Source organism: Aurantiacibacter xanthus, from assembly GCF_003584015.1.
GTDB lineage: Bacteria > Pseudomonadota > Alphaproteobacteria > Sphingomonadales > Sphingomonadaceae > Alteraurantiacibacter > Alteraurantiacibacter xanthus.
The window spans coordinates 43,556-65,204 of record NZ_QXFM01000007.1; the positions used below are offsets into that span (position 1 = coordinate 43,556).

Sequence of the window (21,649 nt, forward strand, 5' to 3'; positions counted from 1 at the left end):
AGAAACCTGAACACAGCACGAAGATACTGGCCTACAACAATCAGCCTTCCTTGGGCGCTTCGACCGTGCGGATATGCACATCGCGCAGCTGGCGGGGCGAGACCTGCGAGGGCGCGCCCATCATCAGATCCTGCGCGCGCTGGTTCAGCGGGAAGGCGATTACCTCGCGGATGTTCGGCTCGTCGGCGAGCAGCATCACGATGCGGTCGATCCCCGGAGCCGAGCCACCGTGCGGCGGCGCGCCAAGCTTGAACGCCTCGATCATGCCGGAGAAGTTCTCGTCCACATCGGCCTTGCTGTAGCCGGCGACCTCGAAGGCCTTGTACATGATGTCCGGGCGGTGGTTCCGGATCGCGCCCGAGCTGAGCTCGTAGCCATTGCAGACGATGTCGTACTGCCAGGCGAGGATATCGAGCGGATCCTGCGTTTCCAGCGCCTCCATCTCGCCCTGCGGCATCGAGAACGGGTTGTGGCTGAAGTCGACCTTCTTGGCGTCCTCGTCGTACTCGTACATCGGGAAGTCGACGATCCAGCAGAACTTGAAGCAGTTCTCCTCGATCAGGCCGAGGATTTCGCCGGTGCGGGTGCGCGCAGCGCCCGCCAGCTTGGCCGCGTCCTTTTCCTTGCCCGCGGCGAAGAACAGACCGTCGTCGTCGCCCAGCCCCAGCTCCTCATAGAGCTTGGCCATCTCTTCCGGGCCATGGTTCTTGGCGATGGGGCCGCCGAATTCGCCGCCCTTGCGGGTGACATAGCCGAGCCCGGCAAAGCCCTCTTTCTTCGACCAGTCGTTCATCTCGTCGAAGAACTTGCGGCTCTTGTCCGCCGTGTTCGGCGCGGGGATCGCGCGGACCACGCCGCCGGTGCCGACGATCTTCTCGAAGATGCCGAAGCCCGAGCTGGTGAAGTGGTGCGATACGTCCGAGATCAGGATCGGGTTGCGCAGGTCGGGCTTGTCGCTGCCGTACTTGAGCATCGCCTCGCGGTAAGGAATGCGCGGAAACTCGCCCGCCGGAGTGACCGACTTGCCGCCCGAGAACTCCTCGAACACGCCCGCCAGCACCGGCTCGATGGCCTGGAACACATCTTCCTGCGTGACGAAGCTCATCTCGAAGTCGAGCTGGTAGAATTCGGGCGAACGGTCGGCGCGCAGGTCTTCGTCGCGGAAGCAGGGGGCGATCTGGAAATAGCGGTCGAAGCCGGCCACCATAAGCAGCTGCTTAAACATCTGCGGCGCTTGCGGCAGCGCATAGAACCGGCCCGGATGCAGGCGGCTCGGCACCAGATAGTCGCGCGCGCCCTCGGGGCTGGAGGCGCCGAGGATCGGGGTCTGGAACTCGTTGAAGCCTTGCGCGATCATCCGCTGGCGCAGGCTCGAAATCACCTTCGAACGCAGGATGATGTTGTTGTGCACCCGCTCACGGCGCAGATCGACAAAGCGATACTTGAGGCGCGTTTCCTCGGGGTAGTCCTCCGCCGAGTTGACGATCAGCGGCAGTTCCTCGGCGCGGCTCTGGATCGTCACCTCGCGGGCGAAGACCTCGATCCCGCCGGTCGGCAGGTTCGGGTTGACCGCTTCGGGCGCACGGGCCTTCACATCGCCATCGATGGTGACGACCGATTCCAGCTTCAGCTTTTCGAGCATCGGCTGCGCGGGGGAATCGCTGTCGGCCACGATCTGGGTGATGCCATAGTGATCGCGCAGATCGACGAACAGCACGCCGCCATGATCTCGCTTGTTGTGCACCCAGCCCGACAGGCGGACGCTCTGGCCGACGGCACTCTGGTTCAATGCGGCACAAGTGTGGGTACGATAGGCGTGCATGGGGACTCTTTCCAAAAGGCGGGCTAAAGGGCTAAGGGCGCGCAACGCAGCGTCGCTCCAAGCCATTGCTTTACGCGCGCGCTAACAGGGCAAGCCAGTCGCTTTGTCAAGGTCGGCACCTCTGCCGGGGACTGTGGCGAATGGTAGGCCGACGGACGGTGCACCGTCCAAACCTTGTATGGGAAAGACATGAAGATCCATCCCCTGATTACCAAGTCCGCCGAACTCGCCGACCTGTGCGAGCGGCTCGCAGAACACGATTTCGTCTGTGTCGACACCGAGTTCATGCGCGAGAACACCTATTATCCGCTGCTGTGCCTGATCCAGATCGGCAACAACGAGGAGGCCGCAGCCGTCGATCCGCTGGCCAAGGGCATCGACCTCACGCCGCTGTGGAACCTGCTGTGCGAGAACGAGGACGTGCTCAAGGTCTTCCACGCGGGCGGGCAGGACGTGGAGATCGTCTACAATTTCACCGGGAAAACCCCGCACCCGATTTTCGACACCCAGATCGCGATGATGGCGATCAGCCAGTCGGAGCAGATCGGCTATGCCAATCTCGTGGAAAGCTGGCTCGGCAAGACGATCGACAAGGGCGCCCGCTTCACCGACTGGAGCCGCCGCCCGCTGACCGAGCGGCAGATCGAATATGCCATCGGCGACGTGACCTATCTGGCGGACATCTTCCCGCGCATCCTGAAAAAGCTGATCAAGACCGACCGCGGCCACTGGCTCGACGCCGAGATGGAGAAGCTGGCCGATCCGGCGAACTATGCCAACGATCTTGAGCTGGCCTGGCGGCGCATCCGTGCCCCGGGGCGCAATCCGGCGGTGCTCGGGCGGCTGAAGGCGCTCGCGGCATGGCGCGAGACAGAGGCGCAGGGCAAGGACATCCCGCGCGGCCGCATCATCCGCGACGAGACGCTGGCCGACATCGCCAGCCACCCGCCGAAAAAGCAGGCTGACCTCGCCAAGGTGCGCGGCCTGTCGCAGGCCTGGGCCGAGAACGACATCGGCAAGCGGCTGATGAAAGTGATCGCGGGTGCCGAGCCTCTGCCCTCCGACGAACTGCCCGAACGTTCGGGCCGCGGCGCGCCGCTTGGCAAGGAAGGCGCTTTGGTGGCTGACCTGCTCAAGCTGCTGCTGAAAATCCGTTGCCGCGAGATCGACGTGGCCTCACGCCTGCTCACCCGTTCGGACGAGATGGAGTCGCTGGCGGCCGGGATCCGCAAGCTGCCGGTGCTCGAAGGCTGGCGCTACGAGGTGTTCGGCCGCGATGCGCTGGAACTGGTCGAGGGCAGGCTGGCCTTCGCGGTCGAGAAAGGGCGGCTGAAGATGACGCACATCGACGATGTCGAAGCCGATGGGGCCGCACAGGCGGCGGCGGAGTAGATGCCGCCACACTCGTCATTGCGAGCGTAGCGAAGCAATCCAGCTCCGGTGCGCGCCCACTTCCAACCCGCAGCCTACTTGATGGCCAACCGCAAGCACGGCGCGATCTACACCGGCGTGACCTCGGATTTGCAGCGGCGCGTATGGCAACACCGCGAGGGCATGGTTGACGGCTTCACGAGGAAGTACGGCTGCAAGCTGCTGGTCTGGTTCGAATTGCATGCCACCATGGAACTGGCCATCTTGCGCGAGCAGCAGATCAAAGGCGGCTCGCGGAAGAAGAAGGTGGCGCTGATCGAGGAGGATAACCCCGATTGGTTCGACCTCTGGCACAAGATGCGAAGCTAGGAGCGAAATGGGCGTCGAACTCGCAAGCCGCGCCTCTTGTCATTGCGAGCGCAGCGAAGCAATCCAGTTCCCAGCCTGGAAAATGTGTGGCCAGGTGAGGCGAGGTCTGACGATGGATTGCTTCGCTACGCTCGCAATGACGGAATATTAGGCTAAGGAGACGAGGAGCATGAGCACCTACCTCCCCACCATCAAGCAGCTGCAATATCTCGTCGCGCTGCACGAGGCGGGCCACTTCGGCCGCGCCGCTGACGCCAGCTTCGTCTCGCAGTCGACGCTTTCGGCGGGCATTCGCGAACTCGAAAGCCTGCTCGGAGTGACGCTGGTCGAGCGCAGCCGCCGGGTCGTGCGGTTCACGCCGCTCGGCAATCAGGTGGTGGCCAAGGCGCACCGCCTGCTGCGCGAGGCCGAGGAGCTGAGCGAACTGGTGCAGGCCGCCGGCCAGCCGCTGTCGGGCGAGCTGCGCATGAGCGTGATCCCCACCATCGCCCCGTTCCTGCTTCCGCGCATTCTCCCGCGCCTGCGCAAAGAGCGCCCGCAGCTAAAGCTGTTCCTGCGCGAGGAGACGAGCGACCACGCCATCGAATCGCTGCACCATGGCCGCGCCGATTGTGTGCTGCTCGCCCTCCCCTTCGCTACCGGCGAGGTGGCCAAGGCAAAAATCTGCGACGACGAACTCTACGTCGCCTTCCCCAAGGACGATCCGCGCGATCCGCCCGCCGAGATTCCGCCCGCGATGATCGACGAAGCGCGCCTGATGCTGCTCGAAGACGGGCACTGTCTGAAAGAGCACGCCCTCGCCGCCTGCAACCGGCCCGAACTGCGCGCCAGCGCGACGATGATCGGTACATCGCTGCACACGTTGGTGCAGATGGTCGACAACGGCCTCGGCCTGACGATGCTGCCCAAGATGGCGATTGATGCAGGCATTCTACACGAAACCAACGTGGTCGCACGCCCGCTCAAGGGCCCCAAGACCAGCCGTGAAATCGCGCTCGTCTGGCGGGCCAATTCCCCGCGTGAGGAGGAGTTTCGCATGCTGGCCGAGGAGCTGTGTGCGGGCTAGCCTCGCCTGCCTCTCAATCCATGTGTTTCAGGCCGACGCGCAGGTAGTCCCAGCCGGTAATCACGGTCAGCACCGCTGCCGCCCACAGGGTGATAAGGCCCACGATGTGCGGCACGTTGTGGACGATCCCGCCCTCCACAATGGTCCAGTCGGGCAGGCCCTGCCCCAGAATCAGCGCGCCGAGCGAAATCAGCTGAAAGGTCGTCTTCCACTTGGCGAGCTTCGACACCGGCACGCTGACCTGCAAGCCCCCGAGAAACTCGCGCAGGCCCGACACGGCGATCTCACGGATCACGATGATCATGCCGGCAATCACATGCACGTCGCCCGCATAGGGACCGTTCAGCACCCCCATCGCCGCCAGCACCAGAATCACCGAGACGACCATGATCTTGTCGGCAATCGGATCGAGGAAGATGCCGAGCTTCGACACCTTCCCGCTCTGGCGTGCCAGCATCCCGTCGAAATAGTCGGTGATGCCCATCACACAGTAGAGCACGAAAGCGGCGAGATACCCCGCATACCAGCCTGGCCACCACAGCAGGGCGGCCAGCAGGGGGATCATCGCGATCCGGCTCATCGTCAGGATGTTGGGCAGCGTCAGCATGTCTCGCCTCCCCTAGTGCGATATGGTGCCGGGAAAAAGGCCTTGGCGCATTGTCGTGTAAATCCCTAAGGCATGGGACAGCGCCCGCGGGCGTGAAAGTCCGCAGGCAGCGCGAAGGCATAGATGCTCACCTCGACCTATCTTCTCCGTCAGCACCGTTTCGGCCCGCTGTTCGTGACCCAGCTGTTCAACGCCTTCAACGACAACCTCTACAAGAACGCCATGGTGCTGTTCGTCGTCTATTCGGTCTACAATTCGGCCGCGGCGGAGACGGTCTTTTCGGGCGTCGCCTCGGGCCTGTTCATCCTGCCGTTCTTCCTGCTGTCGGCGCTGGCCGGGCAGCTGGCCGACATGCGCGACAAGGCGAAGATCATCCGCATCGTGAAGGCGGCCGAAATCGCGATCATGTCGGTCGGGGCGACCGGGCTGACGCTCGCCTGGCTGGGCGTGATGACCGAGGTGCTGGCCTTGCCGCTGATGCTGCTGGCGCTGTTTGCCATGGGCATCCATTCGACCTTCATCGGGCCGATCAAGTATTCGATCCTGCCGCAACATCTGCAACCGCAGGAAGTGCTGGCGGGCACGGGCCTCGTCGAGGCGGGCACTTACCTTGCGATCATGGCGGGCACGATCCTGGCCGGGTTTATCGAGGTGGAGATCGCCGCCGGGCTGGTGATCGTGATCGCCGTGCTGGGCTTCTTCTCCAGCCGCAAGATCCCCTCGGCCCCGGCCATCGGCAAGGTCGAGCCGATCGACTACAACCCCTTCACTGCCTCGGTCCGCATCGTTGCCCGCACGATGCACAACCGCGAGGTATTCTTCGCCATTCTCGCGATCAGCTTCTTCTGGACCATCGGCGCGGTGCTGTTCATCCAGTTCCCGCCTCTGGCCAAGAACGTCCTGATGGCGAGCAAGGAAGTGGCCAGCCTGTTCCTCGTGGTGTTCTCGATCGGCATTGCGATCGGCTCGGTGGCGATCAATGCACTGCTCAAAGGCGATGTCTCGGCGCGCTTCTCGCCCGCATCGGTGATCGCGATGGGGGTGATGGTGGCGCTGTTCTACTTCGTCTGCCGCGCCTGGAACGCCAGCATCGCCAGCACGAGGCTGCTCGACATTGCCGAGTTCGTGGCCCACCCCATGGCCTGGCTGGTGCTCGGCTCGCTGCTGATGATCGCGGTGTTCGGCGGCATGTTCGTGGTGCCGCTTTATGCCTTCCTCACCACGCGGGTGGAAACCAGCGAAGCCAGCCGCACGGTGGCGGCGAACAACATCGTCAATGCCGGGGCTATGGTGGTGGGCTCGATCCTCGCGCTGGGGCTGAGCTATTTCGGAGTTCCGCTGGCCGAGCAACTGCTGCTCAGCGCTGGCATGTGCGTGATCTCGGCCTGGCTGGGCTGGCGGCTGTGGCAGGCCGAAAAGGTCGCCCGCCGCAGTTGAGCCCGCCAGTTCAGGCGAAGAAGGTGAACACGGCGACGAAGCCGGTGCAATAGGTCGCCGCCGCACTTTCGATGTCGGCCCGCGTCAGGCCGAGCCGGAGATACCACGGCACCTGCGGCTCAACCTCGCCCATCCGCGCAAAGACATGCGGCGGCAGCGACGCCCGGAACGGGTGGCGTGCCGATTCGGAGGTGAGGACAAGCGCTCTTCTCATGGGAAGGAAGTTAACGTTTCGCTAACCATTGGCGAGCCCGGTTAGCCTTGTGTCCAGACAAGGGACAGCTTGGCCAAATGCCCTCTGCTTGCCGAGCCCGACAGGCCGCGCTAGCCCGGTGCGAATGAAACCGTCTGCCGCCAGCCCGCTCACCGCCGCCCAGTTGCTCGTCGCCTGCCTTGCCGAACAGGGATGCGACCGTGTGTTCACCGTCCCCGGCGAGAGCTTCCTGCCGGTGCTCGATGCGCTGGCTGAGGGTGACGCAATCGAGGTGGTGACCTGCAGGCAAGAGGGCGGCGCCGCCTTTATGGCCTGCGCCGATGGGGCGATGCGGATGCAGCCGGGCGTGGCCTTCGTCACCCGCGGCCCCGGCGCGACCAACGCCAGCATTGGCGTGCATGTGGCGATGCAGGATTCGCAGCCGATGATCCTGTTCATCGGCGATGTGGACCGCACGATGCGCGACCGCGAGGGCTTTCAGGAGATGGACTTCGCCGCCTTCTTCGGCCCCATCTGCAAGTGGGCCGCGCGGATCGACGATCCCGCCCGCATTCCCGAATATGTCGCCCGCGCCTGGTCGACCGCCATTGCCGGACGCCCCGGCCCGGTGGTGCTCGCCCTGCCCGAGGACATGCTGCACGAACCCGACATCGCCGCCACCCCGCGCCCCGCAGTGATGCGCCCGGCCCAGCCGCCATGCCCCGATGCGCTATCGGCGCTGATGGCGATGATCGGGGATGCCGCGGCTCCCGTGGCGATTGTCGGCGGCGCGGGCTGGCACGCAAAGGCGCGCACCCACTTCACCGCCTTCGCCGAGCGGATCGGCCTGCCCGTCGCCACCGCCTTCCGCCGTCAGGACGCACTCCGGCCGTCATCGCCGGTCTATGCGGGCAATCTCGGCTATGGCCCCAATCCGAAGCTGGTCAGCCGGATCAAGGAGGCCGATCTGGTGCTGGTGGTGGGCGCGCGGCTGGGTGAGGCGACCACCGACGGCTACAGCCTCATCACGCCCGATCATCCGGGCCAGGTGCTGATCCACGTCCACCCCGATCCCGAGGAACTGGGCCGCGTCTATCGCACCGACCTCGCCATCTGCGCCGACCCCGCCGAGTTCTCCGAAAGCGCCGAACTGTGGGACGACGGCAGCATCATCACCTTCGATGCCGGAGCCGAGGCTCACGCCGAATGGCGCGCATGGAACACCCCGCGCGAGGAGGCGCTGTTCCCGCTCGACCTCGCCCGCGCGCTGGCGACGGCGCGCGATGTGCTTCCGGCCGATTCGATCATCTGCAACGGCGCGGGCAATTTCTCCGGCTGGTGGCACCGTTACTGGCCCTATGCCGGGTTCCCCTCACAGCTTGCCCCCACCGCTGGCGCAATGGGCTATGGCATTCCCGCAGCCGTCGCCGCCGCGCTGCGCTTTCCCGAGCGCTGCGTGGTGGCCGTCTGCGGCGACGGCGACTTCCTGATGAACGCGCAGGAGCTGGCCACCGCCGCCCAGCACGGCGCGCATATGCTGGTCATCGTGTTCGACAACTCGGCCTATGGCACGATCCGCATGCATCAGGAGCGCGAATATCCGGGCCGCGTCTCCGCGACTCGTCTCGCCAACCCGGACTTTGCGATGATGGGTCGCAGCTACGGCGCCTGGGCCGCCACGGTCAGCACCAACGCCGAGTTCGACGAAGCGCTGAGAGAGGCCATGCAGCACGACGGCCTGCGCCTGATCCACTGCCTGACCGACATCGAGCAGCTCAGCGCCGGCGGCGCAACGATCAGCGGGTTGCGCGGGGCCTAGGCGGCCTCGCGCGACATACGCAGAATCTCGTCCCATTCCTTTACGGTCAGCTCGGCCACCGAGAGGCGTCCCAGCCGCACCAGCTCGATTCCCTCCAGCGCGGGATTGGCCTTGATCGCCTTCAGCGTAACCGGGCTCGGCACCGGCTCGACCGGCTTGAACTTCACCGTTGGCCACTTGCCTTCAGGATCTGTCGGATCGATCAGCCCTGCCTCGCTCACCTCGGCAATGCCCACCACCTCCAAACCCTTGTTCGAATGGTAGAAAAAGGCAAGATCGCCCACCTCCATGGTGCGCAGATTGTTGGCGGCACGGTGGTTGCGAACCCCGTCCCAGACCGTCTCACCATCACGCAGCAGGTCTTCCCATGCGTATTTGAACGGTTCCGATTTGATCAGCCAGCGATGCACGTAATCAGCCCTCCTTCTAAGGGACCGGGCCTAGACGGTTGACTCTGTGTTCGCAATTAACCGGATGTTGAATGTGATGGGCGAGAAAGAGGCATCGCGTTTGAGGGCCTGTCGACAAGAGCTGCCTATGCATCAGCACAAGAACAAAAGCCGGACAGAGCGCCAGAGTGGCAAGGCAGATTACGATATCGTTGCCCTTGGCATTGCTACGGCGGCGATCATCCTGTTTGTGGGCACCGGCGGCAGCCTGATGCCCAGGATCGTCAGCTCGTGGATGACCGGCACCTATTCGCCCGACATTCTGCTATCCAATGCCTTGCTGCTCAATATCGCGCTGCTGATTTTCGGCTGGCGCCGCTACAACGACCTCAACAAGGAAGTCTGCGAACGGCGGTGGGCCGAACAGCAGGCGCAGGAACTGGCCAAGATCGACCCGCTCACCGGGTGCTTTAACCGTCGCGCCGGTTTGCCCGCCATCGACCGGATGCTCTCGGAAGCTGCCGAAAGCGGCGACACGGTGGCGGTGATGGTGCTCGATCTCGACAACTTCAAGCAGGTCAACGATTTCAACGGGCATCAGTTTGGCGACCGCGTGCTCGAAGGCGTGGCCTGGCGCGTCAGCTCGGTCATACCTGCCGGAAGCATTGCGATCCGCATGGGCGGCGACGAGTTCGCCTGCGCGATGAACTATGCCGCAGAGGCGGAATCGCGCGTTGAAGCCATTGCCACCAAGCTCATCGACGAGGTCAGGAAGCCGATCGTGCACGAAGGCGTCGAAGCCACCGTCAGCACTTCGCTCGGCATTGCCACGACCGCCGACAGCAAGGCAGACACGGCCGCTCTGAACGCCGAAGCGCTGCTCCACCGCGCCGACATCGCGATGTATCAGGCCAAAAAGCGCGGGCGCAACCGCCACTGCTGGTTCACGCCGGCTATGGAAACCGAATTCCGCCTCCGCAACGAGCTGGAAGGTGCGATCCGCCGTGGGATCACGCTTGGCGAGTTCGTCCCCTACTACGAGCAGCAGATCGACATCGCGACCGGCGAACTGGTCGGCTTCGAAATGCTGGCGCGCTGGAAATCGCCCGACTACGGCCTCGTAAGCCCGGACGTGTTCATTCCCGTCGCCGAGGAAAGCGAACTGATTGCCGATCTTTCCGAATCGCTGATCCACCAGGCGCTGATCGACGCGAAGGACTGGGCTCCGCACCTGACGCTGTCGGTCAGCATTTCGCCTGTACAGCTGCGCGATCCGTGGTTTGCGCAGAAGCTGCTGCACATGCTGGTCGAAACCGGCTTTCCGCCCTCGCGGCTCGGAATCGAGATCACCGAAAGCTCGCTGCACGAGAATATCGCGGCGGTGCGCATGATGACCACCAGCCTCAAGAATCAAGGCATCAGGATCAGCCTCGACGATTTCGGCACCGGCTATGCGAGCCTCGCCCAATTGCGCAACCTGCCGATTACCGCCGAAGGCATCGAAGCCCCCGAAGCGCTCGAAGCGCTGAAGTGCTTTGGCAAGCTCAACGGTCAGGGCTCTCTCTACGGTCGCCCCGAGGACGCCGCCACAACGCGCGAACGGCTGGCCGAGGCCGGGCTGGCCCAACCGGCATCAGCGGCCAATGAGGCTCCCATCGCTGGGCGCCTCGCCAGCTGACCGGTTTACCGGCAGCACAGCCATTGCCACCGGGCGGCGCGCGCCCTACTTGCGCGGAGATGCGCGTAGAATTCACCAAGATGCATGGGTTAGGCAACGATTTCGTGGTCATCGACGACCGCGCCGATCGCCTGCCCGCCTTCACGCCCGAACGGGTGCGGATGCTGGCCGACCGCCATGTCGGGATCGGCTGCGACCAGTTCATCCTGCTGAAGCCGAGCGCCGATGCCACCTGCCGCATGGTCATCCACAATGCCGATGGCGGCGAGGTCGAGGCCTGCGGCAATGCCAGCCGCGCGGTCGGCCTGTTGCTGGGAGAACCGGCCACGCTCCAAACCCTCGGCGGCACGATTGCCACCCGCCCCGACAGCGCCGGGATCAGCGTCGATATGGGCGAGCCGCGCCTGGGCTGGGACGAAATCCCGCTCGCCTATGCGATGGACACGCTGGCCATGCCGCTCGGCTGGGACGAGCTGGAGCAGCCCGTCGCGGTGAATGTCGGCAATCCCCATGCGATTTTCTTCGTGCCCGACTGCGACGCGGTGCCGCTCGAGCAGCTTGGCCCGCAGATCGAGCACGACGCCGTGTTCCCCGAGCGGGTAAACGTCAACGTCGCCACCGTGGTGGGCCGCGAGACGATCCGCCTGCGCGTGTGGGAGCGCGGTGTCGGCCTCACCCGCGCCTGCGGCACTGGCGCCTGCGCCACCGCCGTTGCGGCCATGCGGCGCGGGCTGACGGAACGTGAAGTAACGGTGATCCTCCCCGGCGGTCCGCTGCGGATCGGCTGGGGCGCAGACAACCGCATCACCATGACCGGCCCCGCCACGGTCAGCTTTCGCGGCAGCTTCGCCTGGGACGACTTCGCTTGAACGCAGCGCCTGAAGTTATCTCGCTGGGTTGCCGCCTGAACATCGCCGAAAGCGAGCGTATCCGCGCGCTGGTGGCGGGCGAAGGCAATCTGGTGGTGGTCAATTCCTGCGCTGTCACCTCGGAGGCCGTGCGCCAGACCCGGCAGGCGATCCGCCGCGCGCGCCGCGCCCATCCCGATGCGCGCCTGCTCGTCACCGGCTGCGCCGCCGATATCGAGCGCCAGCAGCTCGCCGCCATGCCCGAGGTCGACGGCCTGATCGCCAATGCCGACAAGCTCGACGCGCGCGCCTGGAACGTGCCCGAGCCCGAGCGCACCCCTCCGCCGCTGCACACCCGCGCCTTTATCGCGGTGCAGAACGGCTGCGACCACGCCTGCACCTTCTGCGTCATCCCACAAGGGCGCGGCGCGAGCCGCTCGCTGAGCGTGGCCGAGGTTCTGCGCGAGGTCGAGGAACACCTCACTCAGGGTGCGCCCGAGGTGGTACTGACCGGGGTCGACCTCACCAGCTGGGGTCATGACCTGCCCGGAGCGCCATCGCTCGGCACATTGGTCCGCGCGCTGCTCGATGCCTTCCCGCAGCTCCAACGCCTGCGCCTGTCCTCGCTCGACGGGATCGAGATCGACGGCGAGCTGTTCGATCTTATCGCCCACGAGCACCGGGTGATGCCGCATGTCCACCTCTCCTTGCAGCACGGGGCGGACCTCATCCTCAAGCGCATGAAGCGCCGCCACAGCCGTGCACAAGCGCTCGATCTGGTCGCCCGGCTCAAGGCCGCGCGGCCCGAAATCGCCGTGGGCGCCGACATTATCGCCGGCTTTCCCACCGAGACCGACGCCCACCATGCCGACAACCTGTCGATCATCGCCGAGCTGCCGGTCGTCCACGGCCACGTGTTTCCCTATTCGCCCCGCCCCGGCACGCCTGCCGCGCGCATGCCGCAGGTCGCAAAGCCGGTGATCCGCCAACGCGCGGCAGAACTGCGCGAGGCCGTCGCCGCAGCGCGCCAGCAATGGCTCGCCAGCCTTGTGGGCGAACGGCTATCCGTCCTTACCGAAAGCGACGGCACCGGCTATGCTGGCAACTTCGCCCGCGTGCAGCTACCGCAGGGCACCGCGCGCGGCACGATTATCGCCATAACTCCCACCCAAGTGACAGAAGGCCTGCTGGTTTGACCGATAGCGCTCCGTCCTGGTCGCAGAAGCTGTTCGGCGGCTTCCGCAAGACCTCCGAACGCCTTGCCGACAACCTCACCGGGGTGGTCGGCTCGGCCACGCTCGACAACGCCACGCTCGACGAGGTCGAGGATGCGCTGATCCTGTCGGACCTCGGCCCCTCGGCCGCCGCGCGCATCCGCGCCAAGCTGGCGGAAAAACGCTTCGGCCTTACCATCACCGAGCAGCAGCTGAAGGAGGCGGTAGCCGAAGAGATCGCCGCGATCCTGCGCCCCGTAGCCAAGCCATTGGAGGTGACCGCCTTCCCGCGCCCGCAGGTGATCCTCGTGATCGGGGTCAACGGCTCGGGCAAGACCACCACCATCGCCAAGCTCGCGCACTGGTTTCAGGAGGACGATTATGGCGTGCTGCTGGCCGCGGGCGATACTTTTCGCGCGGCCGCCATCGGCCAGCTGAAGGTCTGGGCCGAGCGCATCGGCGCGCCGATCATCACCGGCCCCGAGGGCGGCGACCCGGCCTCGATCGTGTTCGATGCGGTGAAGCAGGCGACCGACACCGGGATCGACGCGCTGGTGGTCGACACCGCCGGACGGCTTCAGAACAAGCGCGAGCTGATGGACGAGCTGGCCAAGATCCGCCGCGTGCTCGGCCGCCTCAACCCCGAGGCGCCGCATGACGTGGTGCTGGTGCTCGATGCGACCAACGGGCAAAACGCGCTGTCGCAGATCGAGATCTTCAAGGAGGTGGCGGGCGTCACCGGGCTGATCATGACCAAGCTCGACGGCACCGCGCGCGGCGGCGTGCTGGTGGCGGCGGCGGAGCAATATGGCCTGCCGATCCATGCCATCGGCGTGGGCGAGAAACTCGACGACCTGCGCCCGTTCGACCCCGATCTGGTCGCCCGCGTGATTGCCGGGGTGGCCTGAGGCTGATTAAAGAATACACACCGTTCGCCCTGAGCCTGTCGAAGGGCTGCTTTTCTTTCAGCGCTTCAGGCGGAAGAAAGGGCAATCCTTCGACAAGCTCAGGATGAGCGGACTAGAGATTGTTGGGATAGCATGACCACCGAAGCCCCCAGGAAAAAACCTGCCAGCGGCTGGCTCAACGTCGCGGTCGACTACGGCCCGCTGCTGGTGTTCTTCCTCGCCTACAAATGGTTCGCGCCCGATGGCGAGGATGCAGCGGGCGAAATCCTCGCCGTGGTCAAAGGCACCGGCGCCTTCATCGTCGCCTCGCTCGTGGCGCTGGCGGTGAGCAAGTTGCGGCTCGGCAAGATCAGCCCGATGCTGTGGCTGTCGACCGTGCTGATCGTCGGCTTCGGCGCGCTGACCATCTACTTTCAGGACGAACGCTTCATCGAATGGAAGCCGACCGTGATCTATCTCGGCTTCGGGGTGATGCTGCTGGGCGGCTGGCTGAAGGGCAAGGCTCTGCTCAAGGTGCTGCTCGAAACTGCCTTCGAGGGGCTGAGCGACGAAGGCTGGCTCAAGCTCAGCCGCAACTGGGGGATATTCTTCCTGTTCCTCGCCGTGCTGAACACCGTGCTGCTTTACACGCTGAGCTTTGAAAGCTGGCTGGCCGCGAAGCTGTGGCTGTTCATGCCGCTATCGTTCCTGTTCACCTTCACCCAGATCCCGATGCTGTTGAAGCACGGGCTGTCGCTGGGCGATGAAGAGGAAGTCGTGCAGAACCCACCGCACGAGTAATTGCACGCATCCGTTCGTCCTGAGGAGGGCTCGAAGCCGCAGGCTGAGTGCCCAAGTGGCAGCGCGTGTGGTTCGAGACGGGGTTCGGCCTTCGCCCTCACCCCCTCCGCACCACGAACGGGATTTGATCCTAGATCTCGACCTGGCTGCCCAGTTCCACCACGCGGTTCGTCGGCAGGCCGAAGAACTCCATCGCTGTGGTCGAGTTGCGCATCATCCACGCAAACAGCTTCTCGCGCCAGACCATCATCCCCGGCTTGTCCGCCGACAGCAGCGTCTGCCGCGAGAGGAAGAAGCTCGTCTTCATCATATCGAACGGACCGCCGCATATCTGCTGGTTGCCGAGCGCCTGCGGCACGTTGGTCTCTTCCATGAAGCCATAGTGCAGCGTGACCCGGTAGAACCCGTCGCCCAGTTCCATCACCTCGACCCGCGATTCCGGATCGACATAGGGCGTATCGGCAATTCTCACCGTCAGCACCACCACCCGGTCATGCAGCACCTTGTTGTGCTTGATGTTGTGCAGCAGCGCCGAGGGCGTGCCGGCTGTCGCCGAATCGAGGAAGATCGCCGTACCCTCCACCCGCGCCGTGCTCGACCGGGCCGACTTGGCGAAAATATCGAGCGGCAGCGAGAACTCGCTCATCCGCTGGCGCATCAGCTTGCGCCCCTTCGCCCAGGTGGTGAGCAGGGTGAAGGCGATGGCACCGATCATCAGCGGGAACCAGCCGCCATCGGCAACCTTGGTAAGGTTGGCCATGAAATAGGCCCCGTCGACGATCAGGAACAGCACCACCACGGGCGCGGCCATCCACCACTTCCACTTCCACACGCTGACGAACAGCACCGCCATCAGCAGCGTGTCGATCGTCATCGCCCCGGTCACCGCGATGCCATAGGCGCTCGCCAGGTTGGACGACTTCTGAAAGAACAGCACCAGCAGGATCACCCCGCACATCAGCGCCCAGTTGATCACCGGGATATAGATCTGGCCGTGGTGCTCGTCGCTGGTGTGGCGGATCGACAGGCGTGGCACGAAGCCGAGCTGAACCGCCTGATGGGTGATCGAGAAGGCCCCCGAGATCACTGCCTGGCTGGCGATGAAGGTGGCGCAGGTGGCCAGAATCACCAGCGGCAGGCGATAGGCCTCGGGCGCAAGATAGAAGAACGGGTTGAGGATCGCTTCCTCGGCCGCCGCATCGCCCAGCCCGATGATCATCGCGCCCTGCCCGAAGTAGTTGAGCAGCAGGCACGGCATCACATAGCCGAACCACGACAGCCGCATCGGCCCGCGCCCGAAATGACCCATATCGGAATAGAGCGCCTCCGCGCCCGTCACCGCCAGCACCACCGAGCCGAGCGCGAGGAAGGCGAACCACTTGTCGATGAGGAAGAACTGGTAGGCGTACCAGGGGTTCAATGCCCACAGGATCTGCGGGCTCTGCGCGATGTACCAGATGCCCAGCAGCGCCAGCACGAGGAAATAGAGCCCCATCACCGGCGCAAACATTGCCCCGACCTTGGCCGTGCCGCGCTTTTGCAGAATAAACAGCGCGATCAGCAGCACCAGCGCGATGGGAATCACCAGATCGTCAAGCCGGCTGTCGACCACGGCCAGACCCTCGACCGCCGACAACACCGAGACTGCCGGGGTAATCATCGAATCGCCGTAGAACAGCGCGGTCGCCGCCACGCCCAGCAGCACCACCAGCCAGCTATGCTTCGACTTGCCGACATGGCGCGACAGCAATGCCACCAGCGCCAGCGAGCCGCCCTCGCCCTTGTTGTCGGCGCTCATCAGGATGGTGACGTATTGCAGCGACACCACGATGGTCATCGACCAGAAGATCAGGCTCAGCACACCGAAGATGTGAATATCGTCGATCGGCAGGTGATGGGCACCACGAAAGGTCTCGCGGAACGCATAGAGCGGCGAGGTGCCAATATCGCCGAACACGATGCCCACGGCACCGACAGCGAGTTTCAGCTTGGCACTGGTGCGGTTGGACCCGGCTACGCTCATCGAGAAAATCGACTCATGTCGCTTGTGTGCAAATGCGAAGAGCGCCGCTTAGCAGTGTGGCAAACCCGGTGCAATCGCGGGCAGCTCATGTGTCTAAGGCGCGGACGAAGCGGGAGAAACGGGCGCAGAAGGGGCCGCAGGCACCCCAGACTCGGCAGCCGCGCTGCGTTCCTGTTCCATTTGCTGCGAGACAGCGGTCAGCATCGCATCGAGCCGCTCAAGCTGCTGGGCAACGATCTCCCGCCCGGTGGCACCTTCGGGTGCGGCCGCCAGCGAATCGGCCCAGACCTGCCGTGCCTCGGCAAACCGCCCCTGCCGAATCAGCGCCACACCGAGAAAGTAATTGGGCGCAAGATGCCTGGGCTTCAGCTCGGCCGCCTGCCGATAGGCATAGAGCGCGGGCACCGTCAGCACGCCGTCGGCATGTTCGACCAGCGCATTGCCCTCGGCAATCCAGGCTTCGAAATCCTGCGGGTTCTTGCGCGTTACCGAGGCCAGCAGCTGCGCCGCCTGCTCATAGCGCCCCTCGCGGGCAAGGGCATCGGCGGTAACGATAAAATCGGCGCGCGAATGCTCGTCTTTGGCGAGCAGATCGCGGCGCACCTCGACGACGTCGAACAGCGGATTGCTCCTGTCCTCGCCCGCAACCTTGGGCGCGCTGGGCAAACCGGGGCTGGCCTGAAGCGCATAGCCCGCAAGGCCGACGGCAAGCGCCGCCAGCAGGCTCGACCACAGGCCCTTCTCGATCCTGAACAGCACCACACCGGCAGCAAAGGCCAGCGCGGCAAGCGCAATGACGACCAGCCAGATCATTTGCGCGCCCTCATCCGCCGCACGATGGCAAAGCCCGCCACCAGCACCACGATTACCGGAATCGCAAACAGCGGCCAGGTCGAGCTGCTCAGATGAGGCTTGTAACTGACATAGTCGCCATAGCGCGAGACCAGCCAGGCGCGGATCGCCTCGGGATCTTCGCCCGCGGCAATGCGGGTGCGGACCTGATGGCGCATGTCGCCCGCCATCGGTGCATCGCTGTCGGCAATCGACTGGCTCTGGCACTTGAGGCAGCGCAGCGTGAACATCAGTTCCTGCGCCTTGGCTTCAAGCGCCGGGTCTTCGAGCTGCTGATAGGCATAGGGCGCGGGCGGCATGGTATCCTGCCCCAGCACCGGGGCAGCCAGCGGCAGCGCGAGGACCAGCGCCAGCAGAGCGATCAGCCTCTTCATGCGCCTGCCTTCCGCAGTTCCTCAAGGATCATGCTGACCTGCTCCGGGCGGATATCGCCGATATGCTGATAGGTGATGCGCCCCTTGCCGTCGATCACGAAGGTTTCCGGCACCCCCGAGGAGCCGAGCGAAAGCTGCACCTCGGAAATGTCGTCACGCCCGATGCGGGTGAAGGGGTTGCCGTATGTGGCGAGAAAACGGTCCACGTCTTCCTCGCGGTCGCGGATCGCCACACCGACAATGGGCACACCGGCGCGCTCCAGCTCGGCCAGTTGCGGGGCCTCAGCGGCGCAGGGTACGCACCAGCTGGCGAAGATGTTGAGCAGCTTGGGCTTGCCGTCAGCCAGATCGGCGCTGGAAAGCGCCGGGCGGCTTCCGCTGGCAGCGGGCAGGTCAAAAGCGGGAATCTCCTGCCCGACCATCGCGCTCTTCACGAATTCTTCCTTGGGCTGGCTCAGCTGATAGGCGAACAGGCCGAACAGGAAGGTGGCAATGCCAACCAGCACCCACAGGCCGATGCGGACTTTCCTCATGCGCGTGCCTCCTGCTCTTCGCGGCGCTCGGCCAGCTTGCCCGCCGCCGAGCGACGGCGCAGATCGCTCACCACGCGCCCGACCAGCGCCAGCACGCCGCCCAGTGCGATCAACAGGCCGCCATACCAGATCCAGGTGACAAACGGCTTCCACCACAGGCGCAGCTGCCAGCGCCCGTCCTGCACCTGGTTGCCCATCGCGACATACAGCTGGCCGTTCCAGCGCGTGATCAGCGCCACTTCGCTGGTTTCCTGCGGCGGAGCCCAGAAATGACGGTCCTGCGGACGCGCATCGCGCCATTTGCCGCCCTCGTAGGCGACCTGCATCTCGGCCTCCATCGCGACCCAGTTCGGCCCGGCGGCGGGCTTCACCGCATCGAGCCGCACCTGCCACGGGCCGATGTCGACCACGTCGCCGATGTCAGAGGCGATCAGCCGCTCCTGCTGGAACGCGCTATCGGCAGACATACCGAACAGCGCCACGGCGAGCCCGAAGTGCCCGATGCACATGCCCCAGACCGCCAGCGGCAAGCGCCGCAGCGAGCGCCCGCGCAGCGGCATGAAGCTCGACACCGCCACCGCAATCGAAAGCCCGAGGCCAAGCAACGCCAGCACGGCAATATCGGTGAGCACAGCGGTGCCAATCAGTACGGCCAGCCCCAGCGCAGCGGCAATCAGCACCGGCCATTTCACGCGGGCAAAGCTGTCCTTGCGCCAGCGCAGCAGCGGCCCGATCACCAGCACCGCCATCATCGGGAAGAAGAAGATCGCGCTCACCGGATCGAAATAGGGCGGCCCCACCGAGACCTTCACGCCGAAAGCTTCGGTCAGCAGCGGATAGAGCGTGCCCAGCAACACGATGCCGAGGATAGCCGACAGCATGACGTTGTTGACCACCAGCGCACCCTCGCGGCTCATCGGCGAGAAGCGTTCGCCCTCGGCCACGGTGCCCGCGCGGGTAGCGAAGAGCGCCAGCGCGCCGCCGATGTTGATCGCCAGCAGAGCGAGGATGAAGCTGCCGCGCTCGGGATCGACCGCGAAGGCATGAACGCTGGTGAGAATGCCCGAACGCACGAGGAAGGTGCCGACCATGCTCATCGAGAAGGCCACCACGCCGAGCATGATCGTCCAGGTCCGCAAGGCATCGCGCGCGGCGAGCACGCTGGCCGAATGCAGCAAGGCCGTCGCTGCCAGCCAGGGCATCAGCGAGGCGTTTTCCACCGGGTCCCAGAACCACCAGCCACCCCAGCCCAGCTCATAATAAGCCCAGTACGAGCCGGCGGTGATACCGATGGTAAGGAAAATCCACGCGCCCAGCACCCAGGGGCGCATCACGCGGGCAAAGTCGGGCGTCACATTGCGCGTGAGCAGCGCGCCGACGGCAAAGCTGAACGCCACCGACAGGCCGACATAGCCGACATAGAGGGTGGTCGGATGGTAGGCGGCCGCCACGTCCTGCAACAATGGGTTGAGGCCCGAACCCTCGGGCGGTGCCGGGTTGAGCCGCTCAAACGGATTGGAGGAGATCAGCAGGAAGGCATAGAACCCCAGCCCGACGAAGGCCTGCGCGCCGAGCGTCGCCAGCATCGTGCGTTCGGGCAGCCGCCGCTCGATCAGCGCGATCGCCCCGCCCGCCACGGCCATGATCGTCACCCACATGAGCATCGAGCCCTCGTGGTTGCTCCAGGCACCGGCGATCTTGAACACCATCGGCTTCATCGAGTGCGAATTGTTCGCCACCAGCAGCACCGAAAGATCGGTGACGATAAAGCTGTAGAGCAGGCACAGGAACGCCAGCCCGCACAGCCCGGCCTGAAGCAGGGCCGCCGGGCGCACGAGGGCGGCCAGCGGATGGCTCTTCTCGCCCGCCCCCAGCAGCCCGCCGATCAGTTGCAAGGCAGCAAGCGCCGCGGACAGCCACAGCGCGGCAAGGCCGATCTCCGGTATCATTCGAGCGTCGCTTCCACTTGCCTACGCACCTGCTCCTGGCTCATCCCTTCAAGCTCCTTGGGCACGTAGTTCTCATCATGCTTCGCAAGCAGCTCTTCAGCCACGAACACACCGTCGGCGCCCATCCGGCCATCGGCGACGACGCCCGAGCCTTCGACAAACAGCGCCGGGACGATGCCGGTGAAGCTGACCGGCACCTTGGCCGTGCCGTCTTCCACCACGAAGTGAATGGTGGTGCCATCGGGCTGCTCCTTGATCGAGCCCATCTCGACCATGCCGCCAAGCCTCACGCCCTGATCCGGTCCGGGCGCGTGGGCGACGATCTCGCTCGGGAGGTAGAAATAGCTCGCCTGATTGCGCAGCGCCCAGGCCGCGAGCAGCCCGGCACCGATCAGCGCCACCAGCGCAAGGCTGAGCAAGACCAGCCGCTGATGCTTCGGCTTGAGACCTCTGGTTGCACTGTCGGTCATTTCCTGCGGCTCTCCTCACGGCGCTTTTCCGCCGCACGCATGCTGGCAAAGCTCCACCCCGCCAGCGTCAGCGTGCCGACAAGGCAGATCGCATATGCCGCATAGACGAAGTCCATCATGTCGAGCGTTTCGCGCATCAGGCGTCTCCTCGGGCGGTTTGCGCCAGTTCGGCCTTCTGCGCCTTGCGCCGCAGCCGTGCTTCGGCCTGCGCATCGGCCAGAATCGCCCGCATCCGCGCGAAGACCACGCCGCCGAACAGCAGCGAGAAGCCCAGCACGCTGGCGAGCAGCGGGTAAAGATAGACCGGGTCGATGGCCGAATTGCCCATCGTGATCGAGGCCGGCTGATGCAGCGAGTTCCACCACACCACGGAACGGTTGATGATCGGCACGTTGATCGCACCGACCAGCCCGAAAATCGCCGCGATCCGGCTCGACGAGCCTTCGCGGGCCAGCGCATTGGTCAGCGCGATATAGCCGAGATAGAGGAACAGCAGCACCAGCATCGAGGTCAGCCGTCCGTCCCACACCCACCAGGTGCCCCAGGTCGGGCGGCCCCAGATCGAGCCGGTGACGAGGCACAGAAAGGCGAACACCGCCCCCGGCACCGCCACCGCCCGCGCCGAGATCGCCGCGAGCGGGTGCCGCCAGACCAGCTCGACGAGGCTGGCAATGGCAATCGCCGTCCACCCGCCCATGCCGAGCCAGGCGGCGGGCAGATGGATGAACAGGATTTTCACCGAATCGCCCATCAGCCGGTCGGGCGGAGCCGAGGTCCAGCCCCAGACCAGCGCCGCCGCAGTCACCAACAGCCCGCCCACCAGCAAAGGCATGGTGAACCAGCGGGCGATTTTCAGGAATCGGGCGGGGTTGGCGTAGCCGTGCATCTCTCGGACAAAGTCAACTTCTTGGCCGCATCACGCGGACCGCCCCTTTGGCATTAGTGCG

General features: G+C 65.0%; 22 protein-coding genes. 10 read left to right on the forward strand and 12 right to left on the reverse strand.

Features of this window, described 5'->3' with window-relative positions; translation table 11 throughout:
• Window positions 1-40: 40 nt before the first annotated feature.
• On the reverse strand, window positions 41-1,822 hold the full coding sequence (aspS, locus tag D2V17_RS01285) for an aspartate--tRNA ligase (RefSeq protein WP_119591337.1): 1,782 nt from the start codon (window positions 1,820-1,822) through the stop codon (window positions 41-43).
• 189 nt (window positions 1,823-2,011) lie between these two features.
• Between aspS and rnd the strand changes: the two genes are divergently transcribed.
• The 3 genes from rnd to D2V17_RS01300 all read left to right on the forward strand — a co-directional run bounded on the left by rnd (window position 2,012) and on the right by D2V17_RS01300 (window position 4,628).
• Window positions 2,012-3,214 (forward strand): ribonuclease D, encoded by a 1,203-nt coding sequence (gene rnd, locus D2V17_RS01290; RefSeq protein ID WP_119591338.1) that lies wholly within the window; start codon window positions 2,012-2,014, stop codon window positions 3,212-3,214.
• Between the two features lie 81 nt (window positions 3,215-3,295).
• Window positions 3,296-3,562, forward strand: a complete 267-nt coding sequence (locus D2V17_RS01295; protein WP_119591381.1) for a GIY-YIG nuclease family protein — start codon at window positions 3,296-3,298, stop codon at window positions 3,560-3,562.
• 169 nt (window positions 3,563-3,731) lie between these two features.
• Window positions 3,732-4,628, forward strand: a complete 897-nt coding sequence (locus D2V17_RS01300; protein WP_119591339.1) for a hydrogen peroxide-inducible genes activator — start codon at window positions 3,732-3,734, stop codon at window positions 4,626-4,628.
• A 13-nt stretch (window positions 4,629-4,641) separates the two neighbouring features.
• Here D2V17_RS01300 and pgsA read toward each other — a convergent pair whose 3' ends face one another.
• Window positions 4,642-5,235, reverse strand: coding sequence for a CDP-diacylglycerol--glycerol-3-phosphate 3-phosphatidyltransferase (gene pgsA / locus D2V17_RS01305; RefSeq protein ID WP_119591340.1), 594 nt, complete (start codon window positions 5,233-5,235; stop codon window positions 4,642-4,644).
• Between the two features lie 123 nt (window positions 5,236-5,358).
• Between pgsA and D2V17_RS01310 the strand changes: the two genes are divergently transcribed.
• On the forward strand, window positions 5,359-6,672 hold the full coding sequence (locus D2V17_RS01310) for an MFS transporter (RefSeq protein ID WP_119591341.1): 1,314 nt from the start codon (window positions 5,359-5,361) through the stop codon (window positions 6,670-6,672).
• A gap of 10 nt (window positions 6,673-6,682) precedes the next feature.
• On the opposite strand, the gene D2V17_RS01315 is transcribed toward D2V17_RS01310, so the two are convergent.
• The gene (locus tag D2V17_RS01315; protein WP_119591342.1) at window positions 6,683-6,886 is read right to left on the reverse strand and encodes a hypothetical protein; all 204 of its coding nucleotides are present in this window, start codon (window positions 6,884-6,886) and stop codon (window positions 6,683-6,685) included.
• 124 nt (window positions 6,887-7,010) lie between these two features.
• On the opposite strand from D2V17_RS01315, the gene D2V17_RS01320 reads away from it, so the two are divergent.
• Complete coding sequence (locus D2V17_RS01320; RefSeq protein WP_119591343.1) at window positions 7,011-8,684, forward strand: thiamine pyrophosphate-dependent enzyme; 1,674 nt, start codon at window positions 7,011-7,013, stop codon at window positions 8,682-8,684.
• On the opposite strand, the gene D2V17_RS01325 is transcribed toward D2V17_RS01320, so the two are convergent.
• Window positions 8,681-9,094, reverse strand: coding sequence for an EVE domain-containing protein (locus D2V17_RS01325; protein ID WP_119591344.1), 414 nt, complete (start codon window positions 9,092-9,094; stop codon window positions 8,681-8,683). The genes D2V17_RS01320 and D2V17_RS01325 overlap by 4 nt on opposite strands.
• A gap of 127 nt (window positions 9,095-9,221) precedes the next feature.
• Between D2V17_RS01325 and D2V17_RS01330 the strand changes: the two genes are divergently transcribed.
• The 5 genes from D2V17_RS01330 (at window position 9,222) to D2V17_RS01350 (ending at window position 14,501) form a co-directional block, all read left to right on the forward strand.
• Entirely contained in the window at window positions 9,222-10,751 is a 1,530-nt protein-coding gene (locus tag D2V17_RS01330) for a putative bifunctional diguanylate cyclase/phosphodiesterase (protein ID WP_191229015.1), read from the forward strand.
• A 59-nt stretch (window positions 10,752-10,810) separates the two neighbouring features.
• On the forward strand, window positions 10,811-11,620 hold the full coding sequence (dapF, locus tag D2V17_RS01335) for a diaminopimelate epimerase (protein WP_119591346.1): 810 nt from the start codon (window positions 10,811-10,813) through the stop codon (window positions 11,618-11,620).
• Window positions 11,617-12,795 carry a MiaB/RimO family radical SAM methylthiotransferase gene (locus D2V17_RS01340; protein ID WP_119591347.1) on the forward strand — a complete coding sequence of 393 codons (1,179 nt, stop codon included), beginning with the start codon at window positions 11,617-11,619 and terminating at the stop codon, window positions 12,793-12,795. Before dapF ends, D2V17_RS01340 begins: the two co-directional genes overlap by 4 nt.
• Window positions 12,792-13,721, forward strand: coding sequence for a signal recognition particle-docking protein FtsY (gene ftsY, locus D2V17_RS01345; protein ID WP_119591348.1), 930 nt, complete (start codon window positions 12,792-12,794; stop codon window positions 13,719-13,721). Before D2V17_RS01340 ends, ftsY begins: the two co-directional genes overlap by 4 nt.
• 132 nt (window positions 13,722-13,853) lie before the next feature.
• Window positions 13,854-14,501: an inner membrane-spanning protein YciB gene (locus tag D2V17_RS01350; RefSeq protein WP_119591349.1), complete on the forward strand. Its 648-nt coding sequence runs from the start codon at window positions 13,854-13,856 to the stop codon at window positions 14,499-14,501.
• A gap of 130 nt (window positions 14,502-14,631) precedes the next feature.
• Here D2V17_RS01350 and D2V17_RS01355 read toward each other — a convergent pair whose 3' ends face one another.
• The 8 genes from D2V17_RS01355 to ccmC form a co-directional block, all read right to left on the reverse strand.
• Window positions 14,632-16,524 (reverse strand): potassium transporter Kup, encoded by a 1,893-nt coding sequence (locus tag D2V17_RS01355; protein ID WP_119591350.1) that lies wholly within the window; start codon window positions 16,522-16,524, stop codon window positions 14,632-14,634.
• Window positions 16,525-16,617: 93 nt separating this feature from the next.
• Window positions 16,618-17,337 (reverse strand): tetratricopeptide repeat protein, encoded by a 720-nt coding sequence (locus D2V17_RS01360; RefSeq protein ID WP_119591351.1) that lies wholly within the window; start codon window positions 17,335-17,337, stop codon window positions 16,618-16,620.
• On the reverse strand, window positions 17,334-17,750 hold the full coding sequence (locus D2V17_RS01365; RefSeq protein ID WP_119591352.1) for a cytochrome c-type biogenesis protein: 417 nt from the start codon (window positions 17,748-17,750) through the stop codon (window positions 17,334-17,336). The genes D2V17_RS01360 and D2V17_RS01365 overlap by 4 nt, the downstream gene beginning before the upstream one ends.
• Window positions 17,747-18,283 carry a DsbE family thiol:disulfide interchange protein gene (locus tag D2V17_RS01370; RefSeq protein ID WP_119591353.1) on the reverse strand — a complete coding sequence of 179 codons (537 nt, stop codon included), beginning with the start codon at window positions 18,281-18,283 and terminating at the stop codon, window positions 17,747-17,749. Before D2V17_RS01370 ends, D2V17_RS01365 begins: the two co-directional genes overlap by 4 nt.
• Entirely contained in the window at window positions 18,280-20,232 is a 1,953-nt protein-coding gene (locus tag D2V17_RS01375) for a heme lyase CcmF/NrfE family subunit (protein ID WP_119591354.1), read from the reverse strand. Before D2V17_RS01375 ends, D2V17_RS01370 begins: the two co-directional genes overlap by 4 nt.
• A complete protein-coding gene (gene ccmE, locus D2V17_RS01380) occupies window positions 20,229-20,702 on the reverse strand; it encodes a cytochrome c maturation protein CcmE (RefSeq protein ID WP_119591355.1) in 474 nt (157 codons plus the stop codon). The genes D2V17_RS01375 and ccmE overlap by 4 nt, the downstream gene beginning before the upstream one ends.
• Window positions 20,699-20,839, reverse strand: coding sequence for a hypothetical protein (locus tag D2V17_RS21130; RefSeq protein ID WP_191229016.1), 141 nt, complete (start codon window positions 20,837-20,839; stop codon window positions 20,699-20,701). The genes ccmE and D2V17_RS21130 overlap by 4 nt, the downstream gene beginning before the upstream one ends.
• Window positions 20,839-21,588, reverse strand: coding sequence for a heme ABC transporter permease CcmC (ccmC, locus tag D2V17_RS01385; RefSeq protein WP_119591356.1), 750 nt, complete (start codon window positions 21,586-21,588; stop codon window positions 20,839-20,841). The genes D2V17_RS21130 and ccmC overlap by 1 nt, the downstream gene beginning before the upstream one ends.
• Between the last annotated feature and the right edge of the window lie 61 nt (window positions 21,589-21,649).

Excerpts from the sequence above, each read along its gene's own strand:
- aspS (WP_119591337.1), bottom strand. The coding sequence starts at position 1,822 with ATGCACGCCTATCGTACCCACACTTGTGCCGCATTGAACCAGAGTGCC.
- rnd (WP_119591338.1), top strand. The coding sequence starts at position 2,012 with ATGAAGATCCATCCCCTGATTACCAAGTCCGCCGAACTCGCCGACCTG.
- D2V17_RS01295 (WP_119591381.1), top strand. The coding sequence starts at position 3,296 with ATGGCCAACCGCAAGCACGGCGCGATCTACACCGGCGTGACCTCGGAT.
- D2V17_RS01300 (WP_119591339.1), top strand. The coding sequence starts at position 3,732 with ATGAGCACCTACCTCCCCACCATCAAGCAGCTGCAATATCTCGTCGCG.
- pgsA (WP_119591340.1), bottom strand. The coding sequence starts at position 5,235 with ATGCTGACGCTGCCCAACATCCTGACGATGAGCCGGATCGCGATGATC.
- D2V17_RS01310 (WP_119591341.1), top strand. The coding sequence starts at position 5,359 with ATGCTCACCTCGACCTATCTTCTCCGTCAGCACCGTTTCGGCCCGCTG.
- D2V17_RS01315 (WP_119591342.1), bottom strand. The coding sequence starts at position 6,886 with ATGAGAAGAGCGCTTGTCCTCACCTCCGAATCGGCACGCCACCCGTTC.
- D2V17_RS01320 (WP_119591343.1), top strand. The coding sequence starts at position 7,011 with ATGAAACCGTCTGCCGCCAGCCCGCTCACCGCCGCCCAGTTGCTCGTC.
- D2V17_RS01330 (WP_191229015.1), top strand. The coding sequence starts at position 9,222 with ATGCATCAGCACAAGAACAAAAGCCGGACAGAGCGCCAGAGTGGCAAG.
- dapF (WP_119591346.1), top strand. The coding sequence starts at position 10,811 with ATGCGCGTAGAATTCACCAAGATGCATGGGTTAGGCAACGATTTCGTG.
- D2V17_RS01350 (WP_119591349.1), top strand. The coding sequence starts at position 13,854 with ATGACCACCGAAGCCCCCAGGAAAAAACCTGCCAGCGGCTGGCTCAAC.
- D2V17_RS01355 (WP_119591350.1), bottom strand. The coding sequence starts at position 16,524 with ATGAGCGTAGCCGGGTCCAACCGCACCAGTGCCAAGCTGAAACTCGCT.
- D2V17_RS01360 (WP_119591351.1), bottom strand. The coding sequence starts at position 17,337 with ATGATCTGGCTGGTCGTCATTGCGCTTGCCGCGCTGGCCTTTGCTGCC.
- D2V17_RS01365 (WP_119591352.1), bottom strand. The coding sequence starts at position 17,750 with ATGAAGAGGCTGATCGCTCTGCTGGCGCTGGTCCTCGCGCTGCCGCTG.
- D2V17_RS01370 (WP_119591353.1), bottom strand. The coding sequence starts at position 18,283 with ATGAGGAAAGTCCGCATCGGCCTGTGGGTGCTGGTTGGCATTGCCACC.
- D2V17_RS01375 (WP_119591354.1), bottom strand. The coding sequence starts at position 20,232 with ATGATACCGGAGATCGGCCTTGCCGCGCTGTGGCTGTCCGCGGCGCTT.
- ccmE (WP_119591355.1), bottom strand. The coding sequence starts at position 20,702 with ATGACCGACAGTGCAACCAGAGGTCTCAAGCCGAAGCATCAGCGGCTG.
- D2V17_RS21130 (WP_191229016.1), bottom strand. The coding sequence starts at position 20,839 with ATGCGCGAAACGCTCGACATGATGGACTTCGTCTATGCGGCATATGCG.
- ccmC (WP_119591356.1), bottom strand. The coding sequence starts at position 21,588 with ATGCACGGCTACGCCAACCCCGCCCGATTCCTGAAAATCGCCCGCTGG.